Genomic DNA, 19429 nt, shown 5'->3' with positions numbered 1-19429 from the left:
TCACTTAACGCGCGTTAAAAGAACGGTAGCACGCTTGTTTTGTCCTGTCATCAGGTCCGTGGTCGAGCTTTTTGTCAGGACGAATCGCGTACCGACAGCGACGGGGTGACGACCCATTCCCGCCCCGTGGGGCGGGCTCCGTCGGGCTCGGCGGCTCGCCGCTCCACCAGCGCGGCGAGCGCCAGATGCACCAACTGCGACAGGTTCTGTGACACGGAGGTGAAGTTGTACTCGGGACGCCGGGCGACATGGGTGTCGTCGAAGCCCACGACGGCGATGTCCCGGCCCGGCACCAGGCCATGGCCCCGCAGCACCACCACGGCGTCGGCGGCCACCAGGTCGTTGTGGGCAACGACCGCCACCCGCTCGGCGGCCGAGGTCAGCTGCGGGAGCAGTGCGGCGGCGACACCGTCGTCGGCCCCGACCTCCACCACGGTGACCGGCAGCGAACGTTCCGCGGCGATCCGTTCGATGGCGGAGCGACGCCGGTCGACCCACACCTGGCCCGCCCCGGCCTCCGACGACAGATAGACGATGCGCTGCCAGCCACGGGCGGCGAGATGGTCCACCACCAGGCGGGCGGCGGCATCCTCGTCCATGTGGACGCAGTCGATGGTCGTCCCCGGCGCGTCCGCTCCCACCAGCACCAGCGGCAGTGACCGGCCGGCGGCGGAGAGGTCCGCCAGTGGCTGGACCGGCGACACCAGTACGGCGCCGGCGACGCGCAGCTGACGGAACCGCTCCAGGACGACGGCCTCCCGCGCCGGATCATTGGAGACAGTGGCCACCAACGGCAGCAGGCGGTGGCGATCGCTCTCCGCCTGCAGGGTGGCGACCAGACCCTCGAAGAACGGGTTGCGGAGATCCGGCAGCACCACACCGACCACCGGGGATCGCCCGGCGGCCAGCGAAGCCGCGCCCAGGTGCCGGGAGTAGCCGAGCTGCTCGGCAGCCGCCAGGATCCGGTCCCGGGTCGCTTCGGCCACCGCGGGCGAGCCGGACAGGGCCAGCGACACCAGTCCCCGCGACACGCCTGCCAGCTGCGCCACGTCGCTCTGGGTCGGCTCGGAGCCCATGCCTTGTCCACCCCCTGTCGGCGCCACCGCTTGAGAGCGAGGGTACCCGTGTCGACCGCCACGTAGAGTGGCCCGGTGATCTCCTCCTCGTCCGCTCCGTCGAGCCTCCGTGCCGCGCTGGCACACCGTGTCGTCGTCGCCGATGGGGCGATGGGCACGATGCTGCAGCAGTACGACCTCGGCCTGGACGACTTCGAGGGGTACGAGGGCTGCAACGAGATCCTGTCGGTGACCAGGCCGGATGTCCTGCGGGAGATCCATGCGGCATACTTCGCGGCCGGATCGGACGCCGTCGAGACCAACACCTTCGGCGCCAACCTGTCCGCGCTGGGGGAGTACGGCATCTCCGACCGGATCGCCGAGCTGGCGTACGCCGCGGCGGCCGTGGCCCGGGAGACCGCCGACGCGTGGTCGACGCCGGAGCGGCCGCGCTGGGTGCTCGGCAGTGTCGGCCCGGGCACGAAGCTGCCGACCCTGGGCCACGTCCGGTTCCGCGACCTGCGCGACGCGTACCAGGTGCAGGTGGCCGCGATGCTGGCCGGCGGCATCGACGGGGTGTTGATCGAGACCGCCCAGGACATCCTGCAGGCCAAGGCGGCGGTGATCGGTGCCAAGCGGGCCATCAGGACATCCGGCCAAGACGTCCCGGTGGTCGTCTCGGTGACCGTCGAGACCACCGGCACGATGCTGGTCGGCTCCGAGATCGGTGCCGCGTTGGTCGCGCTGGAGCCGCTCGGCATCGACATGATCTCGATGAACTGCGCCACCGGCCCGGCGGAGATGCGCGAGCACCTGCACCACCTGGCGGACAACGCCCGGATCATGGTCGGCTGCATGCCCAACGCCGGCCTTCCCGAGCTGACCGCGGACGGCGCCCGGTACCCGCTGCAGCCGGGCCAGTTGGCCGACGCGCTGGACGAGTACGTTCAGGACTTCGGGCTGTCGCTGGTCGGCGGCTGCTGCGGCACGACACCGGAGCACATCCGTCAGGTTGTCGAGAGGGTGGGCGGGCGCGAGCTGGCGCCGCGGCCGTTCCGCCCGCTGCCCAGCGCCTCCTCGCTCTACACCGACGTCCCGTTCCGGCAGGACACCTCCTACCTGGCGATCGGTGAACGCACCAACGCCAACGGTTCGAAGGCGTTCCGCGAGGCGATGCTGGCGGAGAACTGGGACGAGTGCGTTGGCATCGCCCGGTCGCAGAGCCGCGGCGGGGCGCACCTGCTGGACCTGTGCGTCGACTACGTGGGCCGTGACGGTCGGGCGGACATGGACGAGCTGGCGTTCCGGTTCGCCACCGCGGTCACCCTGCCGATCGTGCTCGATTCCACCGAGGCGGCGGTGATCGAGGCCGGCCTGGAGCGGCTCGGCGGCCGGTCAGTGATCAACTCGGTCAACTACGAGGACGGCGACGGCCCCGACTCCCGGATCACCAGGGTGATGCCGATGGTGAAGGAGCACGGGGCCGCCGTCGTCGCGCTCACCATCGACGAGGAGGGCCAGGCCCGGACGGCCGAGTGGAAGGTCCGGGTCGCGACCCGGCTGATCGAGGACCTCACCAAGCGCTGGGGCCTGCGACTGGGCGACATCCTGGTCGACACGCTGACCTTCCCGATCGGCACCGGCCAGGAGGAGACCCGCCGCGACGCACTGGAGACCATCGAGGCGATCCGCGAGATCAAGCGGCGCTACCCGGAGGTGAACACCACCCTCGGGGTGTCGAACGTGTCCTTCGGGCTGGCCCCCGCCGCCCGGGTGGTGCTCAACTCGGTGTTCCTGCACGAGGCGGTGCAGGCCGGGCTGGACTCGGCGATCGTGCACGCGGCGAAGATCATGCCGATGAACCGGATCCCCGAGGACCAGCGCCGGGTCGCCCTCGACATGATCTACGACCGTAGAACAGCGTCCTATGACCCGCTGTCGACCTTCCTGGAGATGTTCACCGGCGTGACCACCGCCGACCAGAAGGCCGAGCGGGAGGCGGCGATGGCCGCCCTGCCGGTGGGTGAACGGCTCACCCAGCGGATCATCGACGGGGAGTCGAAGGGCATCGAGGCCGACCTCGACGAGGCGCTGCGCGAGACCGCACCGCTGGACATCATCAACACCCACCTGCTGGACGGGATGAAGGTGGTCGGCGAGCTCTTCGGGTCGGGCCAGATGCAGCTGCCGTTCGTGCTCCAGGCGGCCGAGACGATGAAGACGGCCGTCGCCTACCTGGAACCGCAGATGGACTCCGATGCCTCCGGCGCCGGCAAGGGCACCATCGTCCTGGCGACGGTCAAGGGCGACGTCCACGACATCGGCAAGAACCTGGTGGACATCATCCTCACCAACAACGGCTACGACGTGGTCAACCTCGGCATCAAGCAGCCGGTCGGAGCGATCATCGAGGCCGCCGAGGAGCACCACGCCGACGCGATCGGCATGTCCGGCCTGCTGGTGAAGTCGACCGTGGTGATGAAGGACAACCTGCTGGAACTGAACACCCGCGGCCTGGCCGACAGATACCCGGTGCTGCTCGGCGGGGCGGCGCTCACCCGGTCGTACGTGGAGCAGGACCTGCAGGGTCTGTTCCAGGGCCAGGTGCGCTACTCGAAGGACGCCTTCGAGGGCCTTGCCCTGATGAACGCGGTGATGGACGTCAAGCGCGGAGTGCCCGGCGCCACCCTGCCGGCACCGCGCGAACGCCGGGTCCAGGCGGTGGACCGCCCCGGCCGGCCGGCGGTCGAGGTGCCGGCGCGCTCCGACGTGGCGTACGACGTGGACGTGCCGACGCCGCCGTTCTGGGGCACCCGGATCGTCAAGGGCACCCCCCTGCGCGAGATCGTCGAGTGGCTCGACGAGCGGGCCACCCTGATGGGCCGCTGGGGGCTGCGCGGCACCCGCGGCGGCGAATCGTACGAGGAGCTGGCGGAGCGGGAGGGGCGGCCGCGGATCCGCCGGCTGCTGGACCGGATCCGCACCGACAACCTGGTCGAGCCCGCAGCGGTCTACGGCTACTTCCCGGTCTACTCGGCCGGCGACGAGGTGATGCTCCTCGACCCGCGGACGCCCGAGGACCTGGATCGTACGGTCGGCCGGTTCACCTTCCCGCGCCAGCAGCGGCCGCGGTTCCTCTGCATCGCCGACTTCTTCCGCGACCGCGCCCTGGCCGAGGCGAAGGGCCCCGACGTGATGCCACTGCAGTTGGTGACGATGGGCTCCACCCTTTCCGCGGCGACCGCCACCCTGTTCGCCGCCGATGCCTACCGCGACTATCTGGAGCTGCACGGCCTGGGTGTCCAGCTGGCCGAGGCGATGGCCGAGTGGATGCACGCCCGGGTCCGCGCCGAGCTGGGTCTGGCCGCCGAGGACGCCACCGTCGACGCGATGGTGCGGGACCAGGCCTATCGTGGCTCGCGGTACTCCTTCGGCTACGGCGCCTGCCCCGACCTGGAGCAGCGGGCCGTGATCGCCCGGCTGCTCGACGCCGACCGGATCGGAGTGACCCTCTCCGAGGAGTTCCAGCTGCACCCGGAGGAGTCGACCGACGCCTTCGTCGTCCATCACCCGGAGGCGAAATACTTCAATGCGCGCTGATGCCGGACCGGGCGGGCGCCCCGCCGCCTGCCTGTGGGACTTCGACGGGACGCTGGCCGACACCGAGCCGATCTGGATCAGCGCCGAGTACGAGCTGATGGCGCTGCTGGGCGGGGAGTGGAACGACGGGCACGCCCATCGGCTGATCGGTGCGGACCTGACCGCCGCGGCCCGCTACATGCTGTCGGTGGCCGGCCGCGACGACCTGACCCCCACCTGGGTGGTCGACTGGATGGTGCAGCGGGTCACCGGCCGGATCCGGGCCGCCGACGAGTTGGAGTGGCGTCCCGGCGCGCTCGACCTGCTCGCCGCACTGGCCGAGGAGGACGTGCCGTGCGCGCTGGTGTCCTCGTCCTGGCGACCGGTGCTGGAGGCCGTCCTGGAGCGGCTTCCGGTCGGCACCTTCCGGGCCGTGGTGGGTGGCGACGAGGTCACCGCCGGCAAGCCCGCCCCCGACCCGTACCTGCGGGCCGCCCGGCTGCTCGGTGTCGCCGCGGAGGACTGTCTGGTCTTCGAGGACTCGGTCACCGGCAGCACCGCCGGACAGGCGTCCGGCGCCTGGGTGATCGGGGTGCCGAGTATCCTCCCGCTGCCGGTGATGCCGCGCCGGACGGTGCTGCGGACCCTGGCGGGGGTCACCCCGGCGGCGCTGTACGCGATGCGCGGCGCGGCGATCAGCGGAGGCATGCCGTGACCCGCCGGAGGCTCGGCGCGGCGCTCGCACTGGCCGTGGTGGTGACCGTCGCCGGGTGCACCCAGCAGACGGCGCCGCCGGCGCCGCAGGTCGGCCAGCCGGTGCCGCACGAGTCACCCAGTCCCACCCCGACCCCGCGGCCGGACCGGGACTTCACCGTCGGCACCACCGACGCGATCACCAGCACCGATCCGGTGGCGATGACCACCGGCGGGTCGGAGACGATCGCCTTCTCGGTGTTCCAGCGACTGATGACCACGCCCGCGGGCCAGGACCTACTGAAGCCCGACGCGGCCCGGGACTGCATCTTCCAACAGGCCACCGTCTACACCTGCACCCTGCTCGACGGGCTGCGGTTCCAGTCCGGGCGGCCAGTGACGTCCGCCGACGTGAAGTACTCCATCGAACGGGCCCAGCGCCTCGGTGTCGCCGGGTCGGGGGCTGCCCAGCTGGCGTCGATCAGCTCGATCGAGACCCCCGACCCGCAGACCGTACGTTTCGTCCTGTCGTACGCCGACACCGACATCGGCTACGCGCTGGCGACCCCGGCGGCGTCGATCGTCGACCCCGACGTCTATCCGACCGACAAGGTGGTCGACGCCGGCACCCGTCCGGTCGGCTCCGGGCCCTACCGGGTCACCGCCAGCGGCGGCGGCACCTGGTCGTTCGGCCGCTACGAGGGCTACCAGGGCTACGCGCCGGCCTCCATCGTCCGGGTGGTGCTGCGCGAGTACGACAGCTCCGCCGCCCTGGAACAGGCGATGATGTCCGGCGACGTCGACGCGACCTGGCGCGGTCTGTCCGCCGCGGCGGTGATCCGGCAGCGGGCCGACGCGACCGCCGACTCCTCCGCGGCGACGACGACACCGGTCACCGGGCTGACCCCGGTCACCATCGCCGGGTCGAGGGTGCTGCGGCTGGCCTGGAACACCGGCTCCCGCTACGCCGGGGACGCCGCGGTTCGGGCCTTCGTCAGCCAGGCGGCGGGGGACCGGCGTACGCTCACCAGTCTGCTGCCGATCGGGGTGACCGGCGCTCGCACCGGCCTCTTCCCGGCCGGCGGCACCCCGGCCCTCGACAAACCGAGTGGCACCCCGCTCGCGCTCACCCTCGGCTACGACCCGCGGATGCCCGACGGGGCGGACCTCGCCGCCGAGCTGGCCCGCTCCCTGGACGCCACCGGGCTGGCGACGGTCACTGTCGTCCCGAACGCGGCGGGGTCGGACACCGGCTCGGCCGACCTGCAGCTGCTCGACGAGCGGGCCAGCACCTGGACCGCCCGCGCCTGGCTGCAGCGCCCACTGTCGGTGACCGGTTCGCCGCACGAGCAGGAGATCCAGACCATCCTGACCCGGGGGCTGCCGTCCTCCGACCAGGCCACCCATAAGGCCGCGGTCAGCCAGCTGCAGTACTTCGCGGCCGAGGACGCGTACGTCACCCCGCTCAGCCAGACCGACGAGGTCGTCTTCGTCCGCGAGGGCTGGTCGGTCGACACCGGGCGGATGGGACCCGGCTGGCAGCTGGACCTGGCCGCCTTCAGCAAGAACTCATGACCGGCAACGACCCGCACTGGTCCGGCGTACGGCTGGGCCCGCTCGCGGCGGGGGAGCGGGTCAACCTCTCCGACGCCAAGGGACGGCGGCACTCGATCGTGCTGCAGCCCGGTGGATCGTTCTTCACCTCCCGCGGCGAGATCCGTCACGACGCGCTGATCGGCGGGCCGGACGGGGTCACGGTGGAGTCCAGCCTCGGCCAGACCTATGTCTGCTTCCGGCCGCTGCTGGAGGAGTTCACCGTGTCGATGAAGCGCGGCGCCGCGGTGATCTACCCCAAGGACGCCGCGATGATCACCATGTTCACCGACGTGTTCCCCGGGGCCCGGGTGCTGGAGGCCGGCGTCGGCTCCGGCGCGCTGACCCTCTCCCTGCTGCGGGCGGTCGGGCCGGCCGGGGTGGTCCACTCCTACGAACGGCGCCCGGAGTTCGCCGCCGTCGCCGAACGCAACGTCACCGGCTTCTTCGGCGCCCACCCGGGCACCTGGCAGCTGCACCTCGGCGACCTCGCCGAGGTGATCACCGACGACGAGGTGGACCGGGTGGTGCTGGACATGCTGGCTCCCTGGGACTGTCTCGACGCGGTCACCGAGCGGCTGGTCGGCGGCGGCCTGGTGTGCTGCTATGTCGCGACGACCACCCAGCTGGGTAGGGTGATGGACACGTTGCGCAGCACCCGCTGCTACACCGAGCCGCGGGCCACCGAGACGACGATCAGGTCCTGGCATGCCGAGGGGCTGGCGATCCGGCCGGGTCACCAGACCTCCGGCCACACCGGCTTCCTGGTGATCGCCCGCCGGATGGCCCACGGTGTCGACGCACCGCTGCGCAAGCGCCGCCCCGCCCCCGGGGCGTACGGGCCCGACTACCACGGCCCGATCCCGCCGGGGGTCCCGGTCGCGGAGGCAGAGGAGGACGACGATGCGTGAGGACCGTGATGGCTGAGCAGACCGAGCAGCTGCAGGCGGAGATCTACCGGCTGCGCGACGAGGTGCGTACGCTCACCGACCAGTCCCGGCGACTGGCCCAGGAGAAGGGCTCCGCCGACCGCCGGGTCGCCCAGCTGCGCACCGAGACCCGAGGGCTGGTCGACCAGAACGCCCGGCTCACCGACCTGCTCGGCCAGACCCGCGACCAGCTCGTCGCCCTGAAGGAGAAGGTCGACGAACTGCGCCGGCCGCCCTCCTCGTTCGGCCTGGTGACCGGGCTGCCGGGCGACCAGGTCGCCGATGTGGCGATCGGCCAGCGCCGGCTCCGGGTGCAGGTCTCGCCCTCGCTGGAGATGTCCACGCTGCAGCTCGGTGGCCAGGTGCTGCTCAACGACGTGCCGCAGGTGATCGGCCTCGCCGACACCGCGGTCACCGGCGAGCTCGCCACCGTCAAGGAGGCCCTCGACGACGGCCGGGTGCTGGTCACCACCGGCACCGACCGGGAGGAGGTGCTGCACCGGGCCGCGGTGCTGGTCGACCAGCAGCTCCGGGTCGGGCAGTCCCTGCTGGTCGACACCCGGGCCGGGATTGCGCTGGGCCGGGTGCCGACCACCGACGTGGCCGACCTGATCCTGGAGGAGACACCGAGCATCGGCTACCGGGACATCGGCGGTCTCGGCCCGCAGATCGAGCAGATCCGCGACGCGGTGGAGCTGCCGTTCCGGCACCGCGACCTGTTCGGCGCCTACGACCTCACCCCGCCGAAGGGCATCCTGCTCTACGGCCCGCCGGGATGCGGCAAGACGATGATCGCGAAGGCCGTCGCCCATTCGCTGTCCGGTGAGGGCGGCGCCGACGGCCGGGCGTACTTCTTCAACATCAAGGGTCCCCAGCTGCTGAACAAGTACGTCGGGGAGTCCGAGCGGCAGATCCGGGTGGTCTTCCAGCGGGCCCGGGACAAGGCCTCCGACGGTGCCCCGGTGGTGATCTTCTTCGACGAGATGGAGTCGATCTTCCGCACCCGCGGCAGCGGCCTGTCCTCCGACGTGGAGACGACGATCGTGCCGCAGCTGCTGGCCGAGATCGACGGCGTCGAGCAGCTCGCCAACGTCATCGTGATCGGCGCCTCGAACCGGCAGGACATGATCGACCCGGCGATCCTGCGCCCGGGTCGCTTCGACGTGAAGATCCGGATCGAGCGGCCCGACCGGACGGCCGCCGAGGAGATCTTCGCCACCTACCTCAACGACCGGGTGCCGATCCGGGCCGGGGAGACCCGCCCGGCGATGATCGAGGCCACCCTCGAACGGCTCTACGCCACCGACGCCGCCGCCGAAGTGTTCGAGGTGACGTACGCCTCCGGTGCCACCGCGACCATCCGCTCCGGCGACCTGGTGTCCGGGGCGATGATCGAGTCGATCGTCTCCCGGGCGAAGAAGTACGCCATCAAGGACGTGCTGGCCGGTGGCCCGGCCGGGATCAGCGCCGAGCACCTGCGGCGGTCCGCCCGCACCGAGCTCACCGACAACACCGACCGGCCGACCACCGATCCGGCCGACTGGGCCCGGGTGCTGGGGACCGACCAGGGCGACCACGCCGGCGAGACGATCATCGCGGTCCGTCCGCTGCGCCGGGCCGAGCCGGTCCCCGGACCGGGCACCGGCCAGTACCTGTGACGCCCACTAGGGTGGGGTGGGTGAGAGCTGCGTACGTGCTGCTGGCCGACCTGATCGGCGTCGTCGTCTTCGCCCTTGCCGGGCGGGGCGCCCACGGCGAGGGGACCGGGGCGGGTGCCGTTGCGCTGACCGCCTGGCCGTTCCTGGTCGGCTGCCTGCTGAGCTGGGCCGCGGTCCGCGCCTGGCGGGAGCCGCTGCGACCGCGCACCGGCGGTGCGCTGGTGATCGGCACCGTCCTGGTCGGCCATGTGCTGCGGGTGCTCACCGGCGGCACCACGCACTGGTCGTTCATCCTGGTCAGCATCATCGCGCTGACCGTCCTGCTGGTGGGCTGGCGACTGGTCGCCGGGGTGATCCTGCGGCGTCGCCGGAGCCCGGCCCGGTGACCTCCGGGCGGGTACACGGCCTGGAGACCGAGTACGGCATCAGCCTGCTCGGGGTGCCGGCCGCCGAGGCCCCGCACCCGATGTACCTGGCCAACCACGTGGTCCGCAGCTACCTGGAGTCGATCGGCTTCGGGACCGGCCGGTGGGACTACACCGCCGAGTCGCCGCTGATCGACGCCCGGGGCTTCACCATGCCGCGGGAACGGGCCAGCCTGGATCAGCTCACCGACGTCGACCAGGGCCTCGGCAACGCCATGCTGGACAACGGCGCTCGGTTGTATGTCGACCACGCCCATCCGGAGTACTCCGGGCCGGAGGTGCGGACCGCCCGTGACGCGATCGTCTGGGACCGTGCCGGGGACGCGATCATGCTGGCGGCGACCCACGTCGCCTCCGCGGCGATCGGGCACGAGATCCGGCTCTACCGCAACAACACCGACTCCAAGGGGGCCTCGTACGGCACCCACGAGAACTACCTGGTCTCCCGCGCGGTCCCGTTCGGGCGGATCGTCCGCGACCTGACCGGATTCCTGGTGTCCCGCACCGTGGTGATCGGTGCCGGCCGGGTCGGGATCGGCCAGACCGGTCAGGCGGTGGGCTTCCAGCTGGGCCAGCGCCCGGACTTCTTCGAGACCGAGGTGGCCCTGGAAACCACCGTGCACCGGCCGATCATCAACACCCGCGACGAGCCACACGCGCTGCGCCGACTGTGGCGGCGGCTGCACGTGATCACCGGCGACGCCAACCAGGCCCAGGTCGCCGGCTGGCTGAAGGTCGGCACCGCTGCGCTGGCGGTCCGGCTGGTGGAGGCCGACCGGGCCCCCGACCTGCGACCGCTGCGGCCGGTCGACGCCTTCCGGGCGATCTCCCACGATCCCGACCTGACCCGCACCGTGCCCCTCCAGGACGGCCGCAAGGTCACCGCGCTGGACATCCAGCAGGCCTGGCTGGAGGCCGGTCGTACGTTGCCGGTCCTCGGCGCCGAGGACCTGGCGCTGCTGGACGCCTGGCAACAGCTGCTCGACGACCTGCGGGCGGACTGGCGCCGGGCCGCCGACCGGCTCGACTGGGCCGCGAAGCGGCTGCTGCTGGAGTCCTACCGGGCCCGGGACCGCCTCGGCTGGGACGACCCGAAGCTGGCCCTGGTGGACCTGCAGTACGCCGACATCGACCCGGCCCGCAGCCTGGCGCTGCGGCTGGAGCGAGCCGGCCGGCTGCGCACCCTGGTCACCCCCGAGGAGGTCGCAGCGGCACGGCGTACGCCCCCGCCGGACACCCGGGCCTGGGCCCGCGGCCGGATCGTCGGCCGGTTCGTCGACCAGCTGTTGGGTGCCGGCTGGGACGGGCTGACCTTCAGCGGCGAGCACGGGCGCGGCATCGTCCGACTCGAGCTGACCGACCCGCTCGGCGGCACCCGGGAGCAGGTCGGGGACCGGATCGACCGGGCGACGCGCCCCACCGAGCTGGGGGACCTCTTCCCCGGCACGTACGCCGGATAGACTCGATCTGCCCCTGGTCCGGAAGGAGACCCCCGATGTCCGAGCAGCAGCACGCACGACACCGTGCCGAGGAGACGGCCGAGGAGGCCGAGACGCTGACCCCGGCGCGGCAGCAGCAGGACGAGGGCTTCGACGCCCTGCTCGACGAGATCGACTCCGTCCTGGAGACCGATGCCGAGGAGTTCGTCCGCGGCTTCGTGCAGAAGGGCGGACAGTGACCGACGAGCTGACCAGCTCCTTCACCGAGCTGCTGTCCCGGGTCGCGCCCGACCTGCTCCCCTCCCGGCGGGTACCGTCCGGCCGGGCCGACGAGCTCACCCCGCACGGCACCACCATCGTGTCCGCGACCTTCCCGCACGGCGTGGTGATGGCCGGCGACCGGCGGGCGACGATGGGCAACCTGATCGCCCAGCGCGACATCCAGAAGGTCTACGCCTCCGACGAGTTCTCCCTGGTCGGCATCGCCGGCGCGGCCGGCCTCGCGGTGGAGATGGTCCGGCTGTTCCGGGTGGAGCTGGAGCACTACGAGAAGATCGAGGGTGCGCCGCTGTCGCTGGACGGCAAGGCCAACCGGTTGGCCGCCCTGATCCGGGGCAACCTCGGCAACGCCCTGCAGGGCCTGGCGGTGGTGCCGCTGTTCGCCGGCTGGGACCTGGCCGGCGACCTGGGCCGGATCTTCTCCTACGACGCGACCGGCGGACGCTACGAGGAGACCGCCTTCCACTCGGTCGGGTCGGGGTCGATCTTCGCCCGCGGATCGCTGAAGAAGCTCTACCGTCCCGATCTGGACCTGCAGGGCTGCGCCACCGTCGTGGTGCAGGCGCTGTTCGACGCCGCGGACGACGACTCCGCCACCGGCGGCCCGGACCTGATGCGCGGGATCTACCCGATCATCATGGTGGCCGGGCCGGACGGGGTGCACCAGCTGTCCGACGAGGAGATGACCGCCATCACCGACCGGGTCATCGACGGGCGGCGCCACCGCCCGGACGGTCCGGCGGCCCCGCTGATCTGAGGAGCAGTCCATGAGCATGCCGTTCTACGTCGCGCCCGAGCAGCAGATGAAGGACCGCTCGGACTTCGCCCGCAAGGGCATCGCCCGCGGCCGGGCGGTGGTGGTGCTGCGCTATCGCGACGGGATCTGCTTCGTCGCCGAGAACCGGTCGCTGGCCCTGCACAAGATCTCCGAGATCTACGACCGGATCGCGTTCGCGGCCGTCGGTCGCTACAACGAGTTCGAGCAGCTGCGGATCGCCGGGATCCAGCAGGCCGACCTGCGCGGGTATGCGTACGACCGCTCCGACGTGACCGGGCGGATGCTCGCCAACGCGTACGCCCAGCTGCTCGGGTCGGCGTTCTCCTCCGGCGCGGAGAAGCCGTTCGAGGTGGAGCTGGTCGTCGCTGAACTCGGCCACGACCGGGCCGGTGACCAGATCTACCGGCTCACCTACGACGGGTCCGTCGCGGACGAGGAGAACTTCGCCGCGATGGGCGGTGCCACCGAGACGATCGCCGAGGTGGTGCGCCGCGGCATCGACCCGCAGGCCGATCTCGGCAGCGCCGTCCGGTTGGCCGTCCGGGCACTCGCCGCCGACACCTCGGCGCCCTCACCGCGGGTGCTCGGGCCGGACTCGCTGGAAGTGGCGGTCCTCGACCGGACCAGGCCCCGGCCGCGGAAGTTCCGCCGGCTCGGTCGTTCCACCCTCCCCGAGGTGCTGGAAGAACAGGAGACCAAGTGAGTGACGCAGCAGAGCTCGACCCGACCGTGGTGATCGGGGCGGGACTGCTCGGCGCCTCGATCGGTGCCGCGCTGACCCGGGCCGGGGTCACCGTGCACCTGTCCGACGCGGTGCTCTCCCATGCCCGGGTGGCGGAGACCCTCGGCGCCGGGACCACCGCGAAGCCGGAGCCGGCGGCCGTCCGGTTGGTCGTGGTGGCCACCCCGCCGCGCTCGCTGGCCGCGGTGATCGGTGAGGCCCTGGATCGCTACCCGAACGCCGCCGTCACCGACGTCGGGTCGGTCAAGGGCCGGGTGCTGCGCCAGCTGCAGGCCACCGGCCGCGACCTCTCCCGCTACCTCGGTTCGCATCCGATGGCGGGCAGCCAGCACTCCGGCCCGGTCAGCGCCAGCCCGGATCTCTTCGAGGACCGGACCTGGGCGGTCACCCCGCACCGCGAGGTGACCGAGGCCACCGCCGACCGGGTCCGGGCGATGATCCGGCTGTGCGGTGCCCGGTACGTGGCGTTCACCCCCGACGAGCACGACCGGGCGGTCGCCCAGGTCTCGCACCTGCCGCAGCTGGTGTCGGTGCTGATGGCCGATCACCTGCTCGGCATCCCCACGTCCCATCTGGCCCTGGCCGGCCAGGGGCTGCGTGACGTCACCCGGATCGCCGGCTCCGACCCGACCCTGTGGGAGCAGATCATCGCCGGCAACGTCGACGCGCTGCGGCCCGAGCTGGAGGAGGTGCGCGACCATCTCGACGAGATGATCGCCGCCCTGGACGACCCGCTGCACAAGGTCCGGCCGATCCTCCAGCGCGGGGTGAACGGCACCCGCCAGATCCCCGGCAAGCACGGGGCACCGGCGATGGACTATGCCCGGCTGGTGATCGAGATCCCGGACACGCCCGGCGCGCTGGCGCAGCTGTTCCGCGACATCGCCGACGCCGGGGTCAACATCGAGGACATCGACATCCAGCACGACCTGGTCCGCCAGGTGGGCTATCTGGAAGTCTCCGTGGAGCCCGGCCACGTCCGCGAGGTGGCCGAGGCGATGAGGACTGCGGGCTGGCGGCTGTCCTAGTCGCCGAACCGTCGCCCGGCGGCCACCTGCAGGACATGTGGGCGTCGGGAACCGTCGACCAGGAAAGTTAGGGTGATCAGCGTGGTAGTCGTGGCCATCGACGGGCCGAGCGGGTCGGGGAAGTCCTCGACCTCACGGGCCGTCGCCGAGCACTTCGGGTGGGCCTACCTCGACACGGGGGCGATGTACCGGGCGGTGGCCTGGGCGTGGCTCGGCTCGGGCATCCCGCTCGAGGACGCCGACGCGATCGTCGCGATGGTCCGCCGGACCCCGCTACGGATCACCACGGACCCCGCGGCCCCCGGCATCGCCGTCGACGGCACCGATGTCAGCACCGCGATCCGCGACCCCCGGGTCTCCGCCGAGGTCTCCAAGGTCTCGTCGATCCAGGGCGTACGCGACGAACTGATCGCCCGGCAGCGGGCACTGATCGCCGCCGCCGACGGCGGGATCGTCGTCGAGGGCCGGGACATCACCACCGTGGTCGCCCCCGACGCCGACGTCCGGATCCTGCTCGTCGCCGACCCGGGCGCCCGGGTCGCCCGGCGCGCCGCCGAGCTCGGCGCGCGGGCCACCGGCGCCGAGGTGACCGACCAGGTGATCCGCCGCGACCGCGACGACTCCCGGGTGACCACCTTCACCGAGGCCGCCGCGGGCGTCACCGTCATCGATTCCACCTACGACGACCTGCCGACCGTGGTGGGCCGGGTCGTCGCCCTCGTCGAGCAGACGCTCGCCGAGGAGCACTGACCGAGAGGACCCCGCCATGACCGTGGACACCCGGAACGTCACGTCGGCCCGGCCGACCGCCCCGGTGTCCACGGCCGGCCTCCCGCACACCGACCTGCTGCCGGCGCCCCGGCACGGTCTGCTGCGCGCCCTGGCCGGTCCGGCCAGGGCGGTGGTCCGCGGGCTGTGGGACGTCCGGGTGCACGGGTCCGACCAGGTGCCCGCCGAGGGGCCGGTGATCCTGGCGTCCAACCACATCGCCACCCTGGACGGGCCGCTGTCGGTGCTGATGTCGCCGCGGCGGCCGACGTACGCGCTGGCGAAGCGGGAGCTCTTCCGCGGCGCGGTCGGCGGGGTGCTGGACCGCTCCGGCCAGATCCCGATCGACCGGGACGTGACGGTGGACCGTACGGCGGTCGACCGGTGCATCCGGGTGTTGCGGGACGGCGCCGCGCTGGTGATCTTCCCCGAGGGCATGCGCGACACCGGGGAGTTCGCCTGGATCCGGTCCGGGGTGGCCTACCTGGCGATGGTCACCGGCGCGCCGGTCGTGCCGGTGGCGATGCTCGGCACCCGGGTGGTCGGCGGCAGCCCGCACGGCACCCCGCGGCTGCGCACCCGGATGCACGTCGTCTTCGGCGCACCGCTGACCTCCCAGCCGGTGCCGTGGCCGCGGCGGCAGGCCAGCGTACGGGCCACCGCCGAGGAGCTGCGGGTGCAGCTGGCCGACCACGTCCGGCACGCCGCGGAACTGACCGGGATGCCGTTGCCCGGCATCCCGCGCGATCGGATCGCCCGGGCCTGACCGTTGCCGCCCTGCACTAGGCTGGGCCGGTGACCGAGAACCAGAAGCCCGTCGTCGCCATCGTCGGACGTCCCAACGTCGGCAAGTCGACGCTGGTGAACCGCATCATCGGCCGGCGGGAGGCCGTGGTCCAGGACGTTCCCGGGGTCACCCGCGACCGCATCTCGTACGACGCCACCTGGAACGGGCGTGACTTCGTCGTCGTCGACACCGGTGGCTGGGCCTCCGATGCCAAGGGCCTGGCCGGCCGGATCGCCGAACAGGCCGAACTGGCGATCAACGCCGCCGACGCGGTCGTCCTGGTGGTGGACGCGACCGTCGGCACCCTCGACGAGGACGAGGCGGTGGTCGCCGTGCTGCGCCGGTCCCGCAAGCCGGTCGTGCTGGCCGCGAACAAGGTCGACGACCAGCGCACCGAGGCCGAGGCCGCCTCGATGTGGAACCTCGGCCTCGGCCAGCCGTGGCCGGTGTCGGCGATCCACGGGCGTGGCACCGGCGACCTGCTCGACGCCATCGTCGCCGTGCTGCCGGAACGGTCCGCGGTCGCCGACGAGCCGACCGGCGGCCCGCGCCGGGTAGCGATCGTCGGCAAGCCCAACGTCGGCAAGTCCTCCCTGCTGAACCGCCTGGTCGGCACCCAGCGGTCGGTCGTCTCCGACATCTCCGGCACCACCGTGGACCCGGTCGACGAACTGGTCGAGGTGGGCGGAGAGGTCTACCGCTTCATCGACACCGCCGGCCTGCGCAAGCGGGTCAAGGAAGCCTCGGGCCACGAGTACTACGCCTCGTTGCGGACGGCCGGCGCGATCGAGCGGGCCGAGGTGTGTGTGGCGGTGATCGACGCCTCCGAGGAGGTCTCCGAACAGGACCTGCGGATCCTGTCGATGGTGGAGGAGGCCGGCCGGGCGCTGGTGATCGCCTTCAACAAGTGGGACCTCACCGACGAGGAACGCCGCCGCTACCTGGACCGGGAGATCGAACGCGACCTGGTGCAGTTCCAGTGGGCCGACCATGTCAACATCTCCGCCCTCACCGGCCGTAACGTGGTCAAGCTGCGCACCGCCATCGACACCGCCATCGAGGGCTGGGAGACCCGGATCTCCACCGGTCGCCTGAACGCCTTCCTCGGCCGGCTGGTCGCCGCCCACCCGCATCCGGTCCGCGGCGGGAAGCAGCCGCGGATACTGTTCGCCACCCAGGCCCAGGCCGGCCCGCCGACCTTCATCCTGTTCACCACCGGCGAGCTGGACGCGGGCTACGTACGGTTCGTGGAGCGCCGGCTGCGGGAGGACTTCGGCTTCCGTGGCACCCCGGTGCACGTCGAGGTGCGGCCCCGGGCGAAGCGTTCCTGAGGGCACTCGACCCCGGTGTGACCGGCGGCGCACCGGTTCACCCCCTCGGGGTCTGGCCTCCGGGGCGTTCGCCGGCTTACTATTGGACCGTTCCAAATTTGTCCAATACGACGAAGGAGTCGACAGATGAGTCAACCAGGAACCCTGCGCCTGCAGGCCGGGATGGTCGGCGGCGGGCCGGGGGCCGACATCGGCAAGACCCACCGCTACGCCATCCGCCTCGACGACCGCTACGACCTGGTGGCCGGGGTGTTCGGACAGGATCCCGCCGCGTCCCGAGAGCTCGGGGAGCGCCTCGGGATCGCCGAGGACCGCGTCTACCCCGACCACCGCACGATGGCCGAGGCGGAGGCGGCCCGCCCGGACGGGGTCGACGTGGTCGCGGTGACCACCCCGAACGACAGCCACTTCACGATCGCCGCGGCCTTCCTGCGGGCCGGGATCAATGTGGTCTGCGAGAAGCCGCTGACCACCGACTCCGGCTCCGCCGCGGAACTGGTCCGGATCGCCGCCGAACACGACGTCCTGCTCGGGGTGCCGCACTGCTACTCGGCGTACGCCATGGTCCGTGAGGCCGCCCGGATCGTCCGGGACGGCCGGCTGGGGAAGCTGCTGCACGTCGATGTCGAGCACGCCTCCGGCTGGGCGGCCACCGGCCTGGAGTTCACCGGCCACAAGCAGGCCTCCTGGCGGATGAACCCCGACATCGCCGGCCGGGCCAGCGTGGTCGCCGACCTGGGCACCCACGGCTACCACCTGGCCCGCTACATCACCGGTTTGCACGCCGAACAGGTCTCGGCGCAGCTGCAGACCTTCGTCCCCGGCCGGCGGGTGTACGACAACGCCACCGTGGCGCTGCGGCTGTCCGACGGGGTCTCCGGCCGGCTGTGGGCCAGCATGGCGGCCACCGGTCACAACCACGGCCTGCGGATCCGGGTGTTCGGCGACCGGGGCAACCTCGAGTGGCAGCACGAGGACCCGCACCACCTGACCCTGCAGAACCTGGCGGGGGAGACCACCATCCTGGCCCAGGGAGTTGCCACGTTGTCCGAGGACGCCTCCCGGCTGACCCGGATCGGCCTGGGGCATCCGGAGGGCTTCATCGAGGCCTTCGCCGACTTCTACCGCGATCTCGCCGACGAACTGGCCGCCCGCCGCGACGGCCGGCCCAGCACGATCCGCGAGCTGACCTTCCCGACCGGGGAGGACGGCCTGATCGGGGTGCAGTTCGTGGAGGCGGTGACCGCCTCGCACGACGCCGATGCCGCCTGGGTCGCCCCGGCGTACGGGTCGGCCGGAAAGGAGCAGTGAGATGGTGCGCTTCGCACTGATCGGAGCCGGGTTCATCGGCGGCGTGCACGCCGCCAACCTGGCCGCCCACCCGGACGTCGACCTGGTCGTGATCGCGGACCCGAACGTCGAGCGGGCCCGTACGCTCGCCGACCGCCACGGCGCCCGGTGGACCGGCGAGGTCGGAGAGGCGATCGCCGCCGACCGGGTGGATGCCGTGTTCATCGCCTCGTCGACCGACACCCACGCCGCGAACCTGCGCCGCGCCGCCGATGCCGGGGTGGCAGTAATGGTGGAGAAGCCGATCGACCTCGACCTGGCCAAGGCGATCGACGTCGCCCGGTACGTCAAGGCCAGCGGGATTCCCACCATGGTGGACTTCAACCGCCGCTTCGACCGGGACTACGCCGAGGTCCGGCGGGTCGTCGAGGCGGGGGAGGTGGGGACGGTCGAGCTGGTCCAGCTCACCTCGCGCGGCCCGGCAGTCCCACCGCTGGAGTACATCGCCGTGTCGGGCGGCCAGATGCGCGACCAGGCGGTGCACTTCATCGACCTGGCCCGCTGGCTGGCCGGCGCCGACCCGGTCGAGGTGTACGCCGCGGGATCGGCGCTCGCCGAACCGCGGCTGACCGAGTACGACGACGTCGACACCTCGGTGCTCACCCTCCGGCTGGAGACCGGGGCCCTGGTCCAGATCGACTGCACCCGCCGGATCGGCTACGGCTACGACGAACGGCTCGAAGTACTCGGCTCGGCCGGCCTGGTGCAGGCCCGTGGGCACCGGACCGGCACGGTCGCCCGGTACGGGCTGGGCAAGGTGGTCGAGGACGGGATGGACGCCGGCTGGTTCGAGCGCGCCCGGCCGACCTACCGCACCGCCCTCGACCACTTCGTCGCCTCGCTGGAGGCCGGGACCGCCCCGGCCGCCTCTCTCGAGGACGGCATCCGGGCCCAGGCGATCGCCGAGGCCGCGACCCTGTCGCTGCACTCGGGCCGGGCGGAGACGATCGACTACCCGGTGCTCTGACCCCACCGCGGCACGCTGTGTTTGTTGT

Annotated in this window: 16 protein-coding genes and 1 pseudogene; 16 read left to right on the top strand and 1 reads right to left on the bottom strand. The window is 72.1% G+C overall.

Features of this window, described 5'->3' with window-relative positions; genetic code table 11:
- Positions 1–74: 74 nt before the first annotated feature.
- On the bottom strand, positions 75–1076 hold the full coding sequence (locus tag R0145_RS08990) for a LacI family DNA-binding transcriptional regulator (protein WP_317840060.1): 1002 nt from the start codon (positions 1074–1076) through the stop codon (positions 75–77).
- Positions 1077–1151: 75 nt separating this feature from the next.
- Between R0145_RS08990 and metH the strand changes: the two genes are divergently transcribed.
- The 16 genes and pseudogenes from metH (at position 1152) to R0145_RS08910 (ending at position 19401) form a co-directional block, all read left to right on the top strand.
- Positions 1152–4655, top strand: a complete 3504-nt coding sequence (gene metH, locus R0145_RS08985) for a methionine synthase (RefSeq protein WP_317840058.1) — start codon at positions 1152–1154, stop codon at positions 4653–4655.
- Positions 4645–5349 carry an HAD family phosphatase gene (locus R0145_RS08980; protein WP_317840057.1) on the top strand — a complete coding sequence of 235 codons (705 nt, stop codon included), beginning with the start codon at positions 4645–4647 and terminating at the stop codon, positions 5347–5349. The genes metH and R0145_RS08980 overlap by 11 nt, the downstream gene beginning before the upstream one ends.
- Positions 5346–6902, top strand: a complete 1557-nt coding sequence (locus R0145_RS08975; RefSeq protein ID WP_317840056.1) for an ABC transporter substrate-binding protein — start codon at positions 5346–5348, stop codon at positions 6900–6902. Before R0145_RS08980 ends, R0145_RS08975 begins: the two co-directional genes overlap by 4 nt.
- Positions 6903–6937: 35 nt before the next feature.
- Positions 6938–7831, top strand: a pseudogene (locus tag R0145_RS08970) (tRNA (adenine-N1)-methyltransferase); the annotation flags it as partial.
- 8 nt (positions 7832–7839) lie between these two features.
- Positions 7840–9507, top strand: coding sequence for a proteasome ATPase (arc, locus tag R0145_RS08965; protein WP_317840055.1), 1668 nt, complete (start codon positions 7840–7842; stop codon positions 9505–9507).
- Between the two features lie 20 nt (positions 9508–9527).
- A complete protein-coding gene (locus tag R0145_RS08960) occupies positions 9528–9893 on the top strand; it encodes a DUF3054 domain-containing protein (protein WP_317840053.1) in 366 nt (121 codons plus the stop codon).
- Complete coding sequence (gene dop / locus R0145_RS08955) at positions 9890–11392, top strand: depupylase/deamidase Dop (RefSeq protein ID WP_317840051.1); 1503 nt, start codon at positions 9890–9892, stop codon at positions 11390–11392. The genes R0145_RS08960 and dop overlap by 4 nt, the downstream gene beginning before the upstream one ends.
- A 35-nt stretch (positions 11393–11427) precedes the next feature.
- On the top strand, positions 11428–11610 hold the full coding sequence (locus tag R0145_RS08950; protein WP_317840050.1) for a ubiquitin-like protein Pup: 183 nt from the start codon (positions 11428–11430) through the stop codon (positions 11608–11610).
- Positions 11607–12407 carry a proteasome subunit beta gene (prcB, locus tag R0145_RS08945; protein ID WP_317840048.1) on the top strand — a complete coding sequence of 267 codons (801 nt, stop codon included), beginning with the start codon at positions 11607–11609 and terminating at the stop codon, positions 12405–12407. The genes R0145_RS08950 and prcB overlap by 4 nt, the downstream gene beginning before the upstream one ends.
- A 10-nt stretch (positions 12408–12417) precedes the next feature.
- Positions 12418–13131 carry a proteasome subunit alpha gene (gene prcA, locus R0145_RS08940; RefSeq protein WP_317840046.1) on the top strand — a complete coding sequence of 238 codons (714 nt, stop codon included), beginning with the start codon at positions 12418–12420 and terminating at the stop codon, positions 13129–13131.
- Positions 13128–14198 carry a prephenate dehydrogenase gene (locus tag R0145_RS08935; RefSeq protein WP_317840044.1) on the top strand — a complete coding sequence of 357 codons (1071 nt, stop codon included), beginning with the start codon at positions 13128–13130 and terminating at the stop codon, positions 14196–14198. The genes prcA and R0145_RS08935 overlap by 4 nt, the downstream gene beginning before the upstream one ends.
- Before the next feature lie 75 nt (positions 14199–14273).
- Positions 14274–14948, top strand: coding sequence for a (d)CMP kinase (gene cmk, locus R0145_RS08930; protein ID WP_317840195.1), 675 nt, complete (start codon positions 14274–14276; stop codon positions 14946–14948).
- Positions 14949–14964: 16 nt separating this feature from the next.
- Entirely contained in the window at positions 14965–15732 is a 768-nt protein-coding gene (locus R0145_RS08925; protein ID WP_317840042.1) for a lysophospholipid acyltransferase family protein, read from the top strand.
- 29 nt (positions 15733–15761) lie between these two features.
- The gene (der, locus tag R0145_RS08920) at positions 15762–17084 is read left to right on the top strand and encodes a ribosome biogenesis GTPase Der (protein WP_317840040.1); all 1323 of its coding nucleotides are present in this window, start codon (positions 15762–15764) and stop codon (positions 17082–17084) included.
- A 126-nt stretch (positions 17085–17210) separates the two neighbouring features.
- Positions 17211–18395, top strand: coding sequence for a Gfo/Idh/MocA family oxidoreductase (locus R0145_RS08915; RefSeq protein ID WP_317840038.1), 1185 nt, complete (start codon positions 17211–17213; stop codon positions 18393–18395).
- A gap of 1 nt (position 18396) precedes the next feature.
- A complete protein-coding gene (locus R0145_RS08910; RefSeq protein ID WP_317840037.1) occupies positions 18397–19401 on the top strand; it encodes a Gfo/Idh/MocA family oxidoreductase in 1005 nt (334 codons plus the stop codon).
- Positions 19402–19429: the final 28 nt, after the last annotated feature.

Source organism: Raineyella sp. W15-4, assembly GCF_033170155.1.
GTDB lineage: Bacteria > Actinomycetota > Actinomycetes > Propionibacteriales > Propionibacteriaceae > Raineyella.
This window is presented reverse-complemented; position numbering and strand designations above follow the sequence as displayed.